The sequence below is a fragment of the Streptomyces sp. WZ.A104 genome, from assembly GCF_002382885.1.
GTDB lineage: Bacteria > Actinomycetota > Actinomycetes > Streptomycetales > Streptomycetaceae > Streptomyces.
In genome coordinates, this window is record NZ_NWVL01000048.1 from 49,982 (window position 1) to 64,155 (window position 14,174).

Sequence of the window (14,174 nt, forward strand, 5' to 3'; positions counted from 1 at the left end):
GTGGTGCGCGGGCGGTCGGCTGCCTTCTCCGGTCCGCCCCCGTGTGCCCCGGTGCCGGTCCGCCCCTGTCCACCCAGTGTGGGGGAGGTGCTCCCCGCCGGACAGGGGACACGGCCGTGCGGGGCATGCGGCCCTGCCCCGCCCCGGCCGATGCGGCCTACCCGCCCGGTGCCCGCCGCCACTTCTCGTGGACGGTGACCGCACGGATCAGCCAGCCCGGGTCGGCGCGGCGCAGCTCGAAGGTGTAGCGGCCGCCGGTGACGAAGTCGGGCGCGTTGTCCGCTCCCGCGTCATCCTTCCGGGCCAGGCGCATCGGGTTGAGGTAGTCGGCTCGCACCTGGGCCCGGTCGCCCGGATAGCCGCCCAGGTCCTCCAGCTCGATGCGGCGGTTGACGATCAGGTGCTGGCGGACGGGGAAGAGGCTCATCGTCTCCGCGAGCCACCGGGCGATCTCGTCGGCCGGGCCCTCGGCCCCGCCCGCTTCCCGGTAGTCCGCGCGGCCGTCCTCGGTGAACAGGGCTCCGTAGTCCGACCAGGCCCCGTCGTCCACGGCCACCGCGTACCCGGTGATCACGTCATCGATGGCAAGCCGGTCCAGTACGGTCGCGAGTGCCACACGCTGTGTCATCGGTCAAGTCTCGGTCAAGCCGCCCGCCAGGCCAAGAGGTCCGCGGCGGGAAGGCGGCCTCACCGGGGTGGCACCGCTCAGCAGGGCACGACCGTGACCGGCCCGAGCGCGTGCGTGAGCGTCGTCTGTGCCACCGGGGACAGCCCGAGCCCGAGCGACTCGCCGCCCCTGCGGCGGCCGATCACGGTCAGCGCCGCGGTCGCCGACGCGGTCACCAGGGTGCGTGCGGCGGAGCCGTTGACCGGCTCCCGGACGATCTCCACCTGCGGGTACTTCTCGTGCCAGCCCGAGGTCAGCTCCGCCAGGGTTCGCGCGGCCGAGCCCGCCGCCGCCTCCCGGTCCAGGGCGGGACCGCCCGCGAGCATCGAGGAGAACATCGTCCAGCCGTGCACGATCCGCAGCCGCGCGTCCGGCCGGGAGGCCGCGGTGGCGAAGGCGAACTCCAGGACCGCCTCGCTGCTCTCGTCGGCGGCCACCCCCGCCACGATGTCGGTGAAGACCTCCAGGTCCCCGGGCTGGTCGTCCTCCTCAGGACGGCCGTCCTGCACGACGACTACCGGACAGCTCGCCATCGATGCGGTGGCGAGACTGTTGGAGCCGATCATCAGCGACCGGAAGCCGCCGAGCCCTCGCGAGCCGATCACGATCATCGAGGCGTCCCGGCCGAGCGAGACCAGCGCGGCCGACGGGAAGTCCAGAGGCGCAAGCGTCGAGGGGCGCAGATCCGGAACGGTCCGCGCGCTCCGGCGTACGGCGTCGGCCAGCAGCTCGTCCGCCTCGCGCCGCCGGGTCTCCTCGTCGGCCTGCCGGGTGAGCGGGCGGACGTGGACGATCAGCAGGGGGAGCCGGCGCCGAGCGGCCTCGTGCGTGGCCCAGTCGAGCGCCTGCCAGCTGTGCGTGGAACCGTCTACGGCGGCGATCACGGGAAGATCGGTAGTGGTCATGTCTCCGAGCGTACGTCTGCGGGTACGCGCCTCCCGTCGTTGGACCAGTCGGGTGCGGGGCGGGGTAGGCTCCCGGCATCATCATGTGATGTGAATCACACCTGATGCTCCTGGGGTAAACACGGCGAACTCCGGCATTTGTCGCCTACGGCCCCCTTCTCGCCGGGGAGGGTGGTGCTGGCACGATGGCCGCCATGGGAGCCGGAACCGCACTCCGACTCGGGCGCACCGCGCTGTTCGCCTTGGTGTGCGTCGCCGTGTCCGGGCTCGGCCACGCGCTGATGTCCGGCACGCCCCTGCCTCTCTCCGTCCAGGCCGCCGCGCTGCTGCCGGTGGGCGGCGCGGGGTGGTGGCTCGCGGCACGGGAGCGGAACGCTCCGGTGACCGTCGCGGCCCACGCCTTGGGGCAGTTGGGGTTGCACGGTTTCCTCGGCGCCGCCGGTTCCTGGCTGCCGTCCGGTGCCGGTGCGAACCGCATGGGCGGCTCCCACCATCCGCCGGGCGCGACGAGCCACTCGGCCCACGACATGTCGATCGGAGGCCCGTCGGACCTGATTGGGGTTCTGGCGGCCTTCGACGGCTCGCTGTTCACCACGGGCATGGCCGCCGCCCACGCGATCGCCGGGCTCATCTGCGGCTGGTGGCTGTGGCGCGGCGAGGTCGCCGCCGCCCGGCTGGGCCGCTCCCTGGTGCTGTTCGTACGGGCCCCGCTGCGGTCGGCCCTGCGCCTGTGGTCCGCGACACCGCTCACCCCGGCGGACCCCGCCCCGCGGCGCACCTGCCGCAGGCCCGGGCGCCGCCGGGACCTTCTCGCCCGGCACACCCTCTCCCGGCGAGGGCCCCCGTACCGCCTCCGCCTCCTCTGACCTGAACTCCATCCGCCCTTCCGGCCCCTTGCGGGCCGGAGGCGGTACGGGTGTGCGCGACGCGCACACCCGTGACAGGCATGCCGGTCCACTGGGGCGCCCCAGGGCGTCCGGGGCCGGTGACCGGACCCGGAGGCCGTTGCCGGCCGCCGGGGCTCCGCTAGGAAGCGAAGGGCTGCTGTGACACTTTCTGCCCCCACACTGCGACGCACCGCACCACCGGCACCCGGGCTTCCCGCCCGGGTGCCCACCGCGCGGCCCCCGGTGATCCGGGTGACCGCCGCCCGCCCGCCCCGGGCCCCCGCCGCCCGGCAGAACGACGGCCAGATCACCGACTGGGCCCTGGCGGCGGGCGGCGGGGACCGCGAGGCCGCCGACCGGTTCGTCCGGGCGACCTACGAGGACGTCCGCCGGTTCGTCGCCTACCTCAGCGCGGACGTCCCGGGCGCCGACGACCTGGCCCAGGAGACGTATCTGCGGGCGATGAGCGGGCTGGCCCGGTTCGCGGGCCGTTCCTGCGCCCGGACCTGGCTGATGTCCATCGCGCGGCGCGTCGTCGTCGACCGGTACCGCACCGCCGCCGCGCGCCCCCGTACCGCCGACACCGCGGACTGGCAGACCGCGGCCGAACGCGCCCAGCCCCGCCATCTGCCCGGGTTCGAGGAGTCCGTGGCGGTGCTGGACGCCCTGCGGCGACTGGACCCGGCGCGGCGCCAGGCGTTCGTCCTGACCCAGTTGCTGGGGCTGTCCTACGAGGACGCCGCGGCCGCCGCCGGATGCCCCATCGGTACGGTGCGCTCCCGTGTGGCGCGCGCCCGCCGCGAACTGGCCGTGCAGTGGCGCACCGAACCGGCCGACCCCGTACGCGTGGGATAGGCGGCGTTCCGGCGTCTCACCTCGCGGCCCGGATGCGGTCGGCCGCGAGGTGAAACGCCGCTCGGCGGACGGTCGCGGACGCGGACGTCTACGAATCGGTCTCGATCGTGGCACTGGTGTATCCGATGCAGGGCCCGGCGGGGATCTTCGGGCCGGGGTGCGAGACGTGTGCGCGGCTGGCCGTGGAGGAGGTCAACGGGCTTGGGGAACATCGGTACAGCCACTGACGCCAAGCACTTGATCATGGTCATGAGCTGAGCGTTGTGGCGTCCGGACGAGGTTGGGGGGACGCCGGAGTTCTGGAGTGCGGCGAAGTCAGCGTGGGCCACCTCGATGGCTTCGGGGTACGCCCTGGGCCTCCTCGAAGGCGGGGCGGACCTTGATACGGGTGCTGATCTTCTCGCTGAAGATCTTTTCTCGCTCGATGCCGTGCTTGGCGAGTGCGTCCAGTTGCGAGTCGAGCTCCTGCCCGAGCGTCGAGCAACGAGCGTAGCCGATACGGATGTCAGCGCTCGGCAGGTCCGGATCGACCGCGGCGGGCACCGGAGCCCCGGGGCGTCAGGGCTGGCCGGGCCCGAGGTCGGCCGGCGTCTGCACCCGCGGCTCCTTCGCGAGCTTCGGCACTCTGGTGAAGCGTCCGGTGTGATATGCGCTCGCGACCGCGGCGGAACGCGAGCGGAACGGCGAGCCGGGAGCCGCCTTGGACCTCGGGCACGGATGGCGTTCGACGAGATCGGCTTCGACCCGGTGGGCGGAAAGGTGCTTGAGGTCCGTCATGAGCCCGGGTTCTCGCGCTGCCAGGCGTTCGGGATCTTCTGTACCTATGAGTATGTACACTGCTTGCATGAGCGCTGCGGAACGTCTTATCGAGAGCACTCGCGAACTGCTGTGGGAACGCGGTTACACCGGCACCAGCCCGAAGGCGATCCAGCAGCGGGCCGGCGCCGGGCAAGGAAGCATGTACCACCACTTCGCTGGAAAACCGGACTTGGCGCTCGCCGCGATCCGGCGCACCGCCGAGGAGATGCGCGCCAGGGCCGAGGAGCAGTTCTCCACACCGGGGACCGCGGTGGATCGCATCACCGCGTACCTGCGCCGGGAGCGGGACGTCCTCAAGGGCTGCCCGATCGGGCGCCTTACCCAGGACCCGGACGTCGTGGCCGACCCTGCGCTGCGGGCCCCCGTCGACGAAACCCTCGCCTGGCTGCGGGAACGCCTTGCCGACTTGCTGGCCGAGGGGCGCGAGCGCGGCGAACTGGGTGCCGCGCTGGACCCGCGGGCGACCGCGGCGGCTGTCGTCGCGGTACTGCAAGGCGGCTACGTCCTGGCTCGCGCTGCCGACTCCGTGCAGCCGTTCGACCAGGCGATCACTGGGGTGCTGGGCCTCCTGGCCGCACAAATCTCCACCACCCACGAGTAGAGAGGTCCTGCGTTTCATGCGTGTCTCCCGTACGCCGCAGCCCACCGCCGTCGCACCACCCGAATGGGTTTCCGGCGCGGCATGGGTCGAGGAGCTCGCCGCGCCCGAGGAACCCTCGCGCTTCCGGGTTGACAGCGTTCACTTCGCGCCGGGCGCCCGCACCGCGTGGCATCGCCACCCCCTCGGCCAGGTTCTGCACGTCACCGAGGGGACCGGGCTCGTCCAGTGCCGCGGCGGAGAGGTGCACACCATTCGCGCCGGAGACACTGTGCGCGTCGCGCCGGGCGAGTGGCATTGGCACGGCGCCTCTCCCAGCACCTTCATGACGCATCTGGCCATCCAGGAAGTCGCCGAGGACGGCACCGAAGCCGAACGCGGCCCCCATGTCACCGAGGCCGAATACCTCACCGGCCTGCTCGCCCACTGATTACCCACGAAGAAGGGCAGTATCGTCCGTGTACGCAAAGCAGTACGAGATCACCTTGCCCGCCGACTACGACATGAAGATCATCCGTAAGCGGGTCGCCGAGGGCGGCCAGTTCCTCGACGACCGGGCAGGACTGGGTCTGAAGGCGTATGTCATCCGTGAACGCGGCATCGACGGCTCGCCGGTCAACCAGTACGCCCCCTTCTACCTGTGGAACGACACCGGTGAGATGGCTCACTTCCTCGTCGGTGGCGGAGGATTCCAGAACATCGTTCGGGACTTCGGCCGCCCCGTCGCCCGGCATTGGGCCGGCATTGCCTGCCATGCCGGCCCCGCCCGCTCAGCACCTCCCAAGGCAGCCTCGCGCCGTCTCGTCCCGATACCTTCCGACGCGGACCTGGACGGCACCGGACTGGGCCTGTCCGCACTGATCGAGCGGGAGGTCGAACAACTTCGACGGCTCTCCGGGCATGACGGCGTACACACCGCTGCACTGGCCGTCGACCCTCACCATTGGCAGCTGCTGCGGTTCGTGGTGTGGGCGGACTCCTCCGCGCCGGACGAGGAGGCGACCGAGCGCTACGAGGTGCTGCACCTGTCTGCCCCCGGCCTGGGTGACCTGCCGGAGGGACAGGGCTGGTAGCGCCTGCTCCCCGCGATCGCCGCCGTCCGCTACGCCAACTCCTCGTCCTCGTCCTCGTCCAGCTCGGGGGCGTCCGGGTCGCGCAGCGGACGCAGGCCCTGGCGCGGGGTGGAGGGGGTGAAGCTGCAGCGGCCCAGGACGTTGGGGTTCTTGAACTTCAGCGGGGAGAGGCGGACCGGGAGGCGCTGAGCGTGTGCCGGCGGCGGAGCGGCGCGACCAACGCCAGCAGCATCGCGCGCCGCTGCCCGATCCGCGCGCGCCACCTCCGGGCCCGCGCCCCGTGGGCCCGGTGTCTCTCCTGCCGTGCCCGGCACCGGGTGGCTCTCCCGCCCCCGGTGTCTCTCCAGTGGTCGGCCGCCCCGGCCGGAAGTGCCCGCCCCCGGCCGTGGCCGACGACTGCCCCGCGCGGGCCCGGCCGCCGGGAGCCTCACCGAGGGTCCGGGGGCGGTGTGCAGGCGACGTAACCGGTGTTGTTCGCCCGGTGTCATCCCTGGGTAACGGGCCTTTCCTAGATTCGGGGGTGCCCGCTGCCCACCCCGCGTCCCTCCGGGAACGCCCGACCCCCGAAGGGCCCCGCCCATGACCGTGCCGACCCTGCCTCCGTACGCCCCCGCCACCGACCGGGTGCGTACGGTCTGCTCGTACTGCGGTGTCGGCTGCGGGATCGTCCTGGACATCGCCACCGGCCCCGACGGCCGCCGGGGTGTGCTGAAGGCCTCGGGGGACAAGGAGCATCCGTCGAACGCCGGCCGGCTGTGCACCAAGGGAGCGACCGGCGCGGACCTGCTCGCCGCACCGGGGCGGCTCACCACGGCCCTGACCCGGGCCGACCGCAGCGAGCAGCCCGTCCCGCTCGGCCGGGACGCCGCGATCGCGGAGACCGCGCGTCGGCTGCGGTCCGTGCTGGACACCCACGGCCCGGACGCGGTGGCGTTCTACGTCTCCGGCCAGATGACGCTGGAGGCGCAGTACCTCGCCAACAAGCTGGCCAAGGGCTTCATCGGGACCAACACCATCGAGTCCAACTCCCGTCTGTGCATGGCGAGTGCGGGCAGCGGCTACAAACTGTCCCTGGGCGCGGACGGGCCGCCCGGCTCCTACGAGGACTTCGCCCACGCCGACGTCTTCCTCGTCACCGGGGCCAACATGGCCGACTGCCATCCGATCCTGTTCCTGCGGATGATGGAGCGGGTCAAGGCGGGTGCGAAGCTGATCGTCGTCGACCCCCGGCGCAACGCCACCGCCGCCAAGGCCGACCTGTACCTGCGCATCCGCCCCGGTACCGACCTGGCCCTCCTCAACGGGCTGCTGCACCTCCTCGTCGAGAACGGCCACACCGACCCCGGGTTCATCGCCGAGCACACCGACGGCTGGGAGGCGATGCCCGCCTTCCTGCGCGACTACCCGCCCGCCACCGTGGCCGGCATCACCGGCATCCCCGAGGCCGACATCCGACAGGCGGCCCGCTGGATCGGCGAGGCGGGCGAGTGGATGAGCTGCTGGACGATGGGGCTCAACCAGAGCACGCACGGCACCTGGAACACCAACGCGCTCGTCAACCTCCACCTGGCGACCGGGGCCATCTGCCGCCCCGGCAGCGGCCCGTTCTCGCTCACCGGCCAGCCCAACGCCATGGGCGGGCGCGAGATGGGCTACATGGGCCCGGGACTGCCCGGCCAGCGATCGGTGCTCGACGCCGATGACCGGGCCTTCACCGAGGAGCTGTGGGGGCTGGAACCCGGGACGCTGCGCGCGGACGGATCGGGCAGCGGCACCGTCGACATGTTCCGGCGGATGGCCGAGGGGGAGATCAAGGCCTGCTGGATCATCTGCACCAACCCGGTCGCCTCGGTCGCCAACCGCAGGACCGTCATCGAGGGCCTGGAGGCCGCCGAATTCGTCGTGACCCAGGACGTGTTCGCCGACACCGAGACCAACGCGTACGCCGATGTCGTGCTGCCCGCCGCGCTCTGGGCCGAGTCCGAGGGCGTGATGATCAACTCGGAGCGCACGCTGACCCTCTCCCGCCGCGCCACCGATCCGCCGGGCGAGGCATGGCCGGACTGGCGCATCATCGCGGCGGTGGCCTGCGCCATGGGGTACGAGGATGCCTTCGGCTACACGAGCGCCGAGGAGATCTTCGCCGAGATCACCCGGGCGTGGAACCCGCGCACCGGCTACGACCTGCGCGGAGTGACGTACGAGCGGCTGCGCGAGACCCCCGTGCAGTGGCCCAGCGCCGCGGTCGACGGCCCCGCCCGCAACCCCGTGCGGTACCTCAACGACGGCGTGAGCCAGGAGCGGGCCGTACGGCCCGACGGCAGCGTGCCGAGGCTCGCCTTCCCGCTGCCCGGCGGCCGCGCCGTCTTCCACGCCCGCCCGCATCTGCCCCCGGCCGAAATGCCCGACGAGGACTTCCCGTTCGTCCTCAACACCGGGCGGCTCCAGCACCAGTGGCACACCCTGACCAAGACCGCGAAGATCGGCAAGCTGAACCGGCTCGACCCCGGCCCGTTCGTGGAGATCCACCCGGAGGACGCTGCCGCCCTCGGACTGGCCGAGGGCGACGGCGTCGAGGTCGCCTCGCGGCGCGGCCGTGCGGTGCTCCCGGCCCGGATCACCGACCGGGTCCGGACGGGGGAGTGCTTCGCCCCGTTCCACTGGAACGACCTGTTCGGGGAGTACCTCGGCGTGAACGCCGTGACCAACGACGCGGTCGACCCGATCTCCTTCCAGCCCGAACTGAAGGTCTGCGCGGTACGGCTGGCGAAGGTGGCCGCCCCGGCGGTGCCACGGAACGGCCAGGAGCGGCAACGGCCCGCGTTCACGGCCGCCTTCGGGCTCGCGGACACCGCCCCGCCCGTCCTCACCGACCCGGAACGCCGCTATCTGGCCGGGTTCCTGGCGGGCCTCGGCGACCGGCCGTCGGGCACTCCGGTGCTCCCCGAGCACGCCCCGTTCGCCCCGGACCACGCCCTGTGGGTCAACGGGGTGCTGGCGGGCACCTACTCCCGGCTCCCCGCCGCCGAGCCCGCGCCCACCGCACCCCCGGAACCCGGCCCGGACAGGGACGAGGGCAGGCCCGTCGTGGTGCTCTGGGCCTCGCAGACCGGCAACGCCGAGGAGGTCGCCGCCTCGGCCGCGCGCACCCTGGCCGCCGAGGGGCACCGCACCTCGCTCCTGGGCATGGACGAGGGGACGCCGGAGGCCCTGCCGCGCCCTGCCGATCTCCTCGTCGTCACCAGCACCTTCGGCGACGGCGACGCCCCCGACAACGGCTCCGGCTTCTGGGAGTCGCTCAACGCCCCCGAAAGCCCCCGCCTGGAGGGCGTCCGCTACGCCGTTCTCGCGCTCGGGGACTCCTCGTACGACGACTTCTGCGGCCACGGCCGCCGCCTGGACGAACGGTTCGGGGAGCTGGGCGCGGAGCGGCTGGTCCCGCGTACCGACTGCGAACCCGACTACGAACAGCCCGTGGACCAGTGGCTCAAGGAGGTCCGGGCCGCGCTTGAGGCGCCGACGGAGTCGACGGAGGCGCTGGAGGCCAACGCGGCCCCGGCCGGGCGTGCCCCGGCACCCCGGCCCCCGGCCGTCCCCGCCCGCGCCGTCCCCGTCCCCGCCCTCCTCACCGGGAACCGGCTGCTGAGCCTGCCCGGCGCGACGAAGGAGGTCCGCGCGTTCACGCTCGACACCCGGCACGGGGACAGCCCGCTGACCTACGAGGCCGGGGACGCCCTCGGAGTGCAGCCGCTCAACTGCCCCGAGCTGGTCGCCGAATGGCTGGCCGCCACCGGCCTGGACCCCGCCGACGGGGTGGACGTCCCCGGCCACGGCCAGGTCGCGCTCGACGAGGCCCTCCGCCGCCACCTCGACATCACCCGCATCACCCCGGACCTGTTGCGCCTGGTCGCCGACCACACCGGGGACCGGACCCTGAAGAAGCTGCTGCGCCCGGACAACAAGGGCGAGCGGGACCGGTGGACATGGGGCAGGCAGGCCGTCGACGTCCTCGCCGAGCACCCCGTCCGGGCCACGGCCGCCGAGTGGGCCGCCGTGCTCAAACCGCTGCGACCGCGGCTGTACTCCATAGCCTCCAGCCCGCTCGTCGACCCTAACCGGATGCGCCTGACGGTCTCCGTGATCCGCTACGAGAGCCACCGCGGCCGGACACGCAAGGGTGTGGCCTCCACCTTCCTCGCCGACGCCGCGCCGGACAGTCCCGTGCCGGTCTTCGTCCAGCGCAACGAGCGCTTCCGCCCGCCCGCCGACCCGGCCACCCCGATGGTCATGGTGGGGCCCGGAACCGGGGTCGCCCCGTTCCTGGGCTTCCTGGAGGAGCGCCGGGCGCTGGGGCACTCCGGTGCCAACTGGCTGTTCTTCGGCGAGCAGCACCGGGCCACCGACTTCTACTACCGTGAGGAACTCGACGCACTGCGCCGAGCGGGTACGCTCACCCGGCTGGACACCGCGTTCTCCCGCGACCAGCGGGCCAAGGTCTACGTCCAGGACCGGATGCGTGAGCACGGCGCCCAGCTCTGGTCCTGGCTGCGTGAGGGGGCCCACTTCTACGTCTGCGGTGATGCCTCCCGGATGGCCAAGGACGTCGACCGTGCCCTGCGCGACATCGCGGTCGCCCACGGGGGTCTCGACCCCGAGGCGGCGGCGGTCCAGGTCAAGCAGCTGGCCTCGGACCGCAGATACGTGCGTGACGTGTACTGACCGAGGTGAAAGGGCGTGGCCATGGGGTGGACGGAAGTACCGGTGGACGCGGAACCGGCCCCGGGGGCGGTCCTGCTGAGCGGTATCCCCGGCAGCGGCAAGAGCACGGTGGCCGCCGCGCTCGCCGCCCGGTTCGCCGCCTCGGCCCACATCGAGGTGGACGCCCTCCAGGACCTCATCGTCTCCGGCGGCCGGTGGCCCGCACCGGAGCCGGACGATGAGGCGGACCGGCAGATCTTCCTCCGGGCCCGCAACGCCTGCCTGCTGGCGGACAGTTTCGCCGCCGCGGGCTTTCTGCCGGTCATCGACGACGTGGTCGTACGCCGGGCCCACCTCGACTTCTACCGACGGCGGATCGCCCTCGGGCCGCTGCACTTCGTGGTGCTCACCCCGGGCGCGGCGAAGGCGGGGGAGCGCAACCTCGCCCGGGACAAGGCGCTCACGACGGACTGGTCGTTCCTGGAGAGGGCGATGTGCGCCGAGGTGGCCGACGCGGGCGTCCGGATCGACAACTCCGAGCTGACGGTGGCGGAGACGGTGGACGCGGTCCTGGCGGCGACGGGGCTCGTCACCCCCTGAGCCGTCGGCGCGACCGCGTTGTCAGACCCTCGTCCTACGGTGGTGACATCTATCCGCGCTGCTGGCTGCTGCGCTGCTGGATCGTCCCGCCCGGCTGCTCCCGGGCGGGACGCACACCTGACTGTGTACCAAGGGCTGTCCTCAGCCCGCCGACTCACCCGCGTGCGGGCTCAGTACACCCGCCGAGACGAGGACGAAGATGACGATGCCGAGAATGATGCGGTAGATGACGAACGGCATGAAGGACTTGGTGGTGATGAACTTCATGAACCACGCGATGACGGCGTATCCGACGAAGAACGCCACCAGGGTCGCGAAGATCGTCGGGCCCCAGGAGACGTGCCCCTCGCCCACGTCCTTGAGCTCGTAGGCGCCCGAGGCGAGCACGGCGGGGATCGCCAGCAGGAAGGAGTAGCGGGCCGCCGCCTCACGGGTGTAGCCCATCAGCAGACCACCGCTGATCGTCGCGCCCGACCGGGAGACCCCGGGGACCAGTGCCATCGCCTGGCAGCAGCCGTAGATCAGGCCGTCCCGGACGCCGAGGTCCTTGAGGGTCTTGCGCTCCTTCACCACGCGGTGCCTGCCGCCCGATTCGTCGCGTGCGGCCAGCCGGTCGGCGATGCCGAGGACGATTCCCATGACGATCAGGGTCGTCGCGATCAGCCGCAGATCGCGGAACGGCCCCTCGATGTGGTCCTTGAGCGTGAGGCCCAGCACCCCGATGGGGATCGAGCCCACGATGACCAGCCACCCCACCTGGGCGTCGTGGTCGGAGCGCATCGCCTTGTCGGTCAGTGAGCGGAACCACGCCGACACGATCCGCGCGACGTCCTTGCGGAAGTAGATGAGCACCGCCGCCTCCGTGCCGATCTGGGAGATCGCGGTGAACGCCGCCCCCGGGTCCTGCCAGCCGGCGAACGCGGCCGTCAGCCGCAGATGGGCGCTGGAGGAGATCGGCAGGAACTCGGTCAGTCCCTGAACGAGTCCCAGGACGAATGATTCGAACCAGCTCATGGGGCTTTGGCCATCCCGGAGGTGATCGTGCATCGGCCACGGGCAAGGGGCCCGTCGGCGGCGTGCGGCGTGCGGTCAAGGACATCACGGAAGAGGGGCCCCGGGCCCCGGGAGATCCTTGGTCGGTCGCGGGCAGCGTATCGCCTGAAAGTGAACGGGGCCGACCGGCCCCGGTCGCTGTCCGGTCAGCCCTTCGCCGTGCCCCGGCCGAGCCGGTGGCGCTTGCGCCAGGCGACCAGCGCCCCGCCGAGGGCCGACACCGCGATGAAGCCCGTCGCGGCCAGGAAGAGGGGCGAGGTCGGCGAAGCGGCCTCGCTGCCCGCTATCACGTACGCCGCCGTGTTCGGGATGGAGCCGAGCCCGGTGGCCAGGAGGAAGGGCGGACAGCCCATGCGGGAGGTCGCCGCACAGTAGTTGGCGGCGGCGAACGGGATGCCGGGGAAGAGGCGGAGGGCCAGCACCGAGCGGAAGCCGTGCCGGCTGAGCATCCCGTCGGCCGCGGTGAGCAGCTTCCCCCGCAGCAGCGTGCGCAGCGCGTCCTGGCCCAGCACCCGGCCCAGCATGAACGAGACGCCCGCGCCCAGGACCGTGCCCGCCAGCGCCGCCGCCAGACCCGTCTGGGTACCGAAGAGCGCCCCGGCGGCGAGGTTGAGCAGCGGACGCGGCACGAACGCCACCGTCAGCGCCCCGTACGCCAGCCCGAAGAGCATCGCCGCCGCGCTGCCGGTCAGCTGGGGCGGCCACCCCGACGCCAGCAGCCGCTGTGGCTCGAACAGCAGCATCGTCGAGGCGGCTCCGAGCAGGACCACGACGAGCAACGAGAACCGGGACCACGGCGAGAGCAGCGCCCTGGAGAGCCGCAGGGCCGGACCCTCGGCGGGCCGGGCAGCGGGGACGGGGTCGAACATTCCGGGAGGGTAACCGAAAACGATGTGTGATCGCCGTAATGTGCGTCGCGTGAACGCCGCCGCCCGCCCCGCCCTCGTACCGCCGGACAGCCCGCTCGCCGACGCCGTGCTGGAACGGCTGACCGCCGCGTACGCCCCGGCCGCCGACCCCGTACGGGCCCAGGCGGCCGCCGCGTACATGAAGCACGTCGCGCCGTTCCTCGGGATTCCCACCCCCGAGCGCCGGGCCCTGTCGCGGGCCGTGCTGGCGGGCACCGGGCGGCCGGACGAGCGGGACTGCACGGCGGTCGCCCTGCGCTGCTGGCGGCTGCCCGAGCGCGAATACCACTACTTCGCCGTCGACTACCTGCGCCGCCACGCGGGCCGGTGCTCCTCCGGATTCCTGCCCGTCCTGCACCACCTCGTCTCCACCGTCCCCTGGTGGGACACGGTCGATCTGCTCGCCGCGTATGTCGCGGGGTCGCTGGTCGCCGCCGATCCGGCGCTCGGCCGGGAGATGGACCGCTGGATCGACGACGACCTCTGGGTGGCCAGGACCGCCCTGCTGCACCAGCTGCGCTACAAGTCGGCCACCGATGCCGAACGGCTCTTCGACCACTGCCTGCGACGCGCGGACCACCCGGACTTCTTCATCCGCAAGGCGATCGGCTGGGCCCTGCGGGAGTACGCCAAGACCGATCCCACCGCCGTACGGGCCTTCGTCGAGGGCGCCCGGGACCGGCTGTCACCGCTGTCCGTGCGTGAGGCGCTCAAGCATCTCTGAGGCGGCCGAAAACCGTTCGACGCGGCGGCCGTTCCCCGACATGATCAGGGGCATGTTCCGGTACGCCTTCCTCGCAGCGCAGTCCGCAGTCGCGGACGCGCCGAAGGCTGCCGTGAACGCAGCAGCAGTCCTGGCAGCAGCGTTCACCGCTGCCGCGGCGCCCATCGGCGGCGCCCGAAGCTGACCCTCCCCCGACAGTCCGGCGGACCCCGCAAGGGGAGGGTCGGCGGGGCCCTGGGGTCTTCTCTTCATCAGCTTCGCGTTCTCAAAGGAACTTCCCAATCGTGTTGTCAAGCCGCTCCCGTGACGGGAGGTGAAGCATGAAAGCACTCTCCGTCACGGATCATCGCCCACAGGACGTTGAGGCGTCGGCGTGCGAGGGCCAGC

15 protein-coding genes are annotated in these 14,174 nt (G+C 72.4%); 9 read left to right on the forward strand and 6 right to left on the reverse strand.

The window, feature by feature from the left end:
- Positions 1-157: 157 nt before the first annotated feature.
- Both CIB93_RS24130 and CIB93_RS24135 read right to left on the reverse strand, forming a co-directional pair.
- Positions 158-628, reverse strand: a complete 471-nt coding sequence (locus CIB93_RS24130) for a nuclear transport factor 2 family protein (RefSeq protein WP_096629757.1) — start codon at positions 626-628, stop codon at positions 158-160.
- 77 nt (positions 629-705) lie between these two features.
- On the reverse strand, positions 706-1,572 hold the full coding sequence (locus tag CIB93_RS24135; RefSeq protein WP_096629759.1) for a universal stress protein: 867 nt from the start codon (positions 1,570-1,572) through the stop codon (positions 706-708).
- A gap of 194 nt (positions 1,573-1,766) precedes the next feature.
- Between CIB93_RS24135 and CIB93_RS24140 the strand changes: the two genes are divergently transcribed.
- Together CIB93_RS24140 and CIB93_RS24145 are read left to right on the forward strand one after the other, a co-directional pair.
- Positions 1,767-2,438: a hypothetical protein gene (locus CIB93_RS24140; protein WP_096629780.1), complete on the forward strand. Its 672-nt coding sequence runs from the start codon at positions 1,767-1,769 to the stop codon at positions 2,436-2,438.
- 273 nt (positions 2,439-2,711) lie between these two features.
- Positions 2,712-3,314, forward strand: coding sequence for a sigma-70 family RNA polymerase sigma factor (locus tag CIB93_RS24145; RefSeq protein WP_096629781.1), 603 nt, complete (start codon positions 2,712-2,714; stop codon positions 3,312-3,314).
- 315 nt (positions 3,315-3,629) lie between these two features.
- Here CIB93_RS24145 and CIB93_RS38460 read toward each other — a convergent pair whose 3' ends face one another.
- The gene (locus CIB93_RS38460) at positions 3,630-3,857 is read right to left on the reverse strand and encodes a recombinase family protein (RefSeq protein WP_257002332.1); all 228 of its coding nucleotides are present in this window, start codon (positions 3,855-3,857) and stop codon (positions 3,630-3,632) included.
- A gap of 301 nt (positions 3,858-4,158) precedes the next feature.
- On the opposite strand from CIB93_RS38460, the gene CIB93_RS24155 reads away from it, so the two are divergent.
- The 3 genes from CIB93_RS24155 to CIB93_RS24165 are packed head-to-tail and all read left to right on the forward strand — an operon-like array spanning position 4,159 to position 5,804.
- Positions 4,159-4,734 (forward strand): TetR/AcrR family transcriptional regulator, encoded by a 576-nt coding sequence (locus CIB93_RS24155; protein WP_096629783.1) that lies wholly within the window; start codon positions 4,159-4,161, stop codon positions 4,732-4,734.
- A 16-nt stretch (positions 4,735-4,750) separates the two neighbouring features.
- Positions 4,751-5,161 carry a cupin domain-containing protein gene (locus CIB93_RS24160; protein ID WP_096629760.1) on the forward strand — a complete coding sequence of 137 codons (411 nt, stop codon included), beginning with the start codon at positions 4,751-4,753 and terminating at the stop codon, positions 5,159-5,161.
- 28 nt (positions 5,162-5,189) lie between these two features.
- Positions 5,190-5,804: a DUF4865 family protein gene (locus CIB93_RS24165; protein ID WP_096629762.1), complete on the forward strand. Its 615-nt coding sequence runs from the start codon at positions 5,190-5,192 to the stop codon at positions 5,802-5,804.
- Positions 5,805-5,833: 29 nt separating this feature from the next.
- Here the strand turns inward: CIB93_RS24165 and CIB93_RS24170 are convergent, their stop codons facing one another.
- The gene (locus CIB93_RS24170; protein ID WP_096629764.1) at positions 5,834-6,067 is read right to left on the reverse strand and encodes a hypothetical protein; all 234 of its coding nucleotides are present in this window, start codon (positions 6,065-6,067) and stop codon (positions 5,834-5,836) included.
- 316 nt (positions 6,068-6,383) lie between these two features.
- On the opposite strand from CIB93_RS24170, the gene CIB93_RS24175 reads away from it, so the two are divergent.
- Positions 6,384-10,523 carry a bifunctional nitrate reductase/sulfite reductase flavoprotein subunit alpha gene (locus tag CIB93_RS24175; RefSeq protein ID WP_096629765.1) on the forward strand — a complete coding sequence of 1,380 codons (4,140 nt, stop codon included), beginning with the start codon at positions 6,384-6,386 and terminating at the stop codon, positions 10,521-10,523.
- 21 nt (positions 10,524-10,544) lie between these two features.
- Positions 10,545-11,102 carry an AAA family ATPase gene (locus CIB93_RS24180; RefSeq protein WP_096629784.1) on the forward strand — a complete coding sequence of 186 codons (558 nt, stop codon included), beginning with the start codon at positions 10,545-10,547 and terminating at the stop codon, positions 11,100-11,102.
- Between the two features lie 141 nt (positions 11,103-11,243).
- Here the strand turns inward: CIB93_RS24180 and CIB93_RS24185 are convergent, their stop codons facing one another.
- Positions 11,244-12,116: an undecaprenyl-diphosphate phosphatase gene (locus tag CIB93_RS24185; RefSeq protein ID WP_096629767.1), complete on the reverse strand. Its 873-nt coding sequence runs from the start codon at positions 12,114-12,116 to the stop codon at positions 11,244-11,246.
- Positions 12,117-12,301: 185 nt separating this feature from the next.
- Entirely contained in the window at positions 12,302-13,024 is a 723-nt protein-coding gene (locus tag CIB93_RS24190; protein ID WP_096629768.1) for a TVP38/TMEM64 family protein, read from the reverse strand.
- 22 nt (positions 13,025-13,046) lie between these two features.
- On the opposite strand from CIB93_RS24190, the gene CIB93_RS24195 reads away from it, so the two are divergent.
- Together CIB93_RS24195 and CIB93_RS39060 are read left to right on the forward strand one after the other, a co-directional pair.
- Positions 13,047-13,787, forward strand: a complete 741-nt coding sequence (locus CIB93_RS24195) for a DNA alkylation repair protein (protein WP_096629770.1) — start codon at positions 13,047-13,049, stop codon at positions 13,785-13,787.
- A gap of 52 nt (positions 13,788-13,839) precedes the next feature.
- Positions 13,840-13,971, forward strand: a complete 132-nt coding sequence (locus CIB93_RS39060; RefSeq protein WP_257002333.1) for a hypothetical protein — start codon at positions 13,840-13,842, stop codon at positions 13,969-13,971.
- The last annotated feature ends 203 nt before the right edge of the window (positions 13,972-14,174 follow it).

Bases quoted from the DNA above. Each gene is read 5' to 3' on its own strand.
- CIB93_RS24130 (WP_096629757.1), bottom strand. From the start codon at position 628: ATGACACAGCGTGTGGCACTCGCGACCGTACTGGACCGGCTTGCCATC.
- CIB93_RS24135 (WP_096629759.1), bottom strand. From the start codon at position 1,572: ATGACCACTACCGATCTTCCCGTGATCGCCGCCGTAGACGGTTCCACG.
- CIB93_RS24140 (WP_096629780.1), top strand. From the start codon at position 1,767: ATGGGAGCCGGAACCGCACTCCGACTCGGGCGCACCGCGCTGTTCGCC.
- CIB93_RS24155 (WP_096629783.1), top strand. From the start codon at position 4,159: ATGAGCGCTGCGGAACGTCTTATCGAGAGCACTCGCGAACTGCTGTGG.
- CIB93_RS24160 (WP_096629760.1), top strand. From the start codon at position 4,751: ATGCGTGTCTCCCGTACGCCGCAGCCCACCGCCGTCGCACCACCCGAA.
- CIB93_RS24175 (WP_096629765.1), top strand. From the start codon at position 6,384: ATGACCGTGCCGACCCTGCCTCCGTACGCCCCCGCCACCGACCGGGTG.
- CIB93_RS24180 (WP_096629784.1), top strand. From the start codon at position 10,545: ATGGGGTGGACGGAAGTACCGGTGGACGCGGAACCGGCCCCGGGGGCG.
- CIB93_RS24185 (WP_096629767.1), bottom strand. From the start codon at position 12,116: ATGAGCTGGTTCGAATCATTCGTCCTGGGACTCGTTCAGGGACTGACC.
- CIB93_RS24190 (WP_096629768.1), bottom strand. From the start codon at position 13,024: ATGTTCGACCCCGTCCCCGCTGCCCGGCCCGCCGAGGGTCCGGCCCTG.
- CIB93_RS24195 (WP_096629770.1), top strand. From the start codon at position 13,047: ATGTGTGATCGCCGTAATGTGCGTCGCGTGAACGCCGCCGCCCGCCCC.
- CIB93_RS39060 (WP_257002333.1), top strand. From the start codon at position 13,840: ATGTTCCGGTACGCCTTCCTCGCAGCGCAGTCCGCAGTCGCGGACGCG.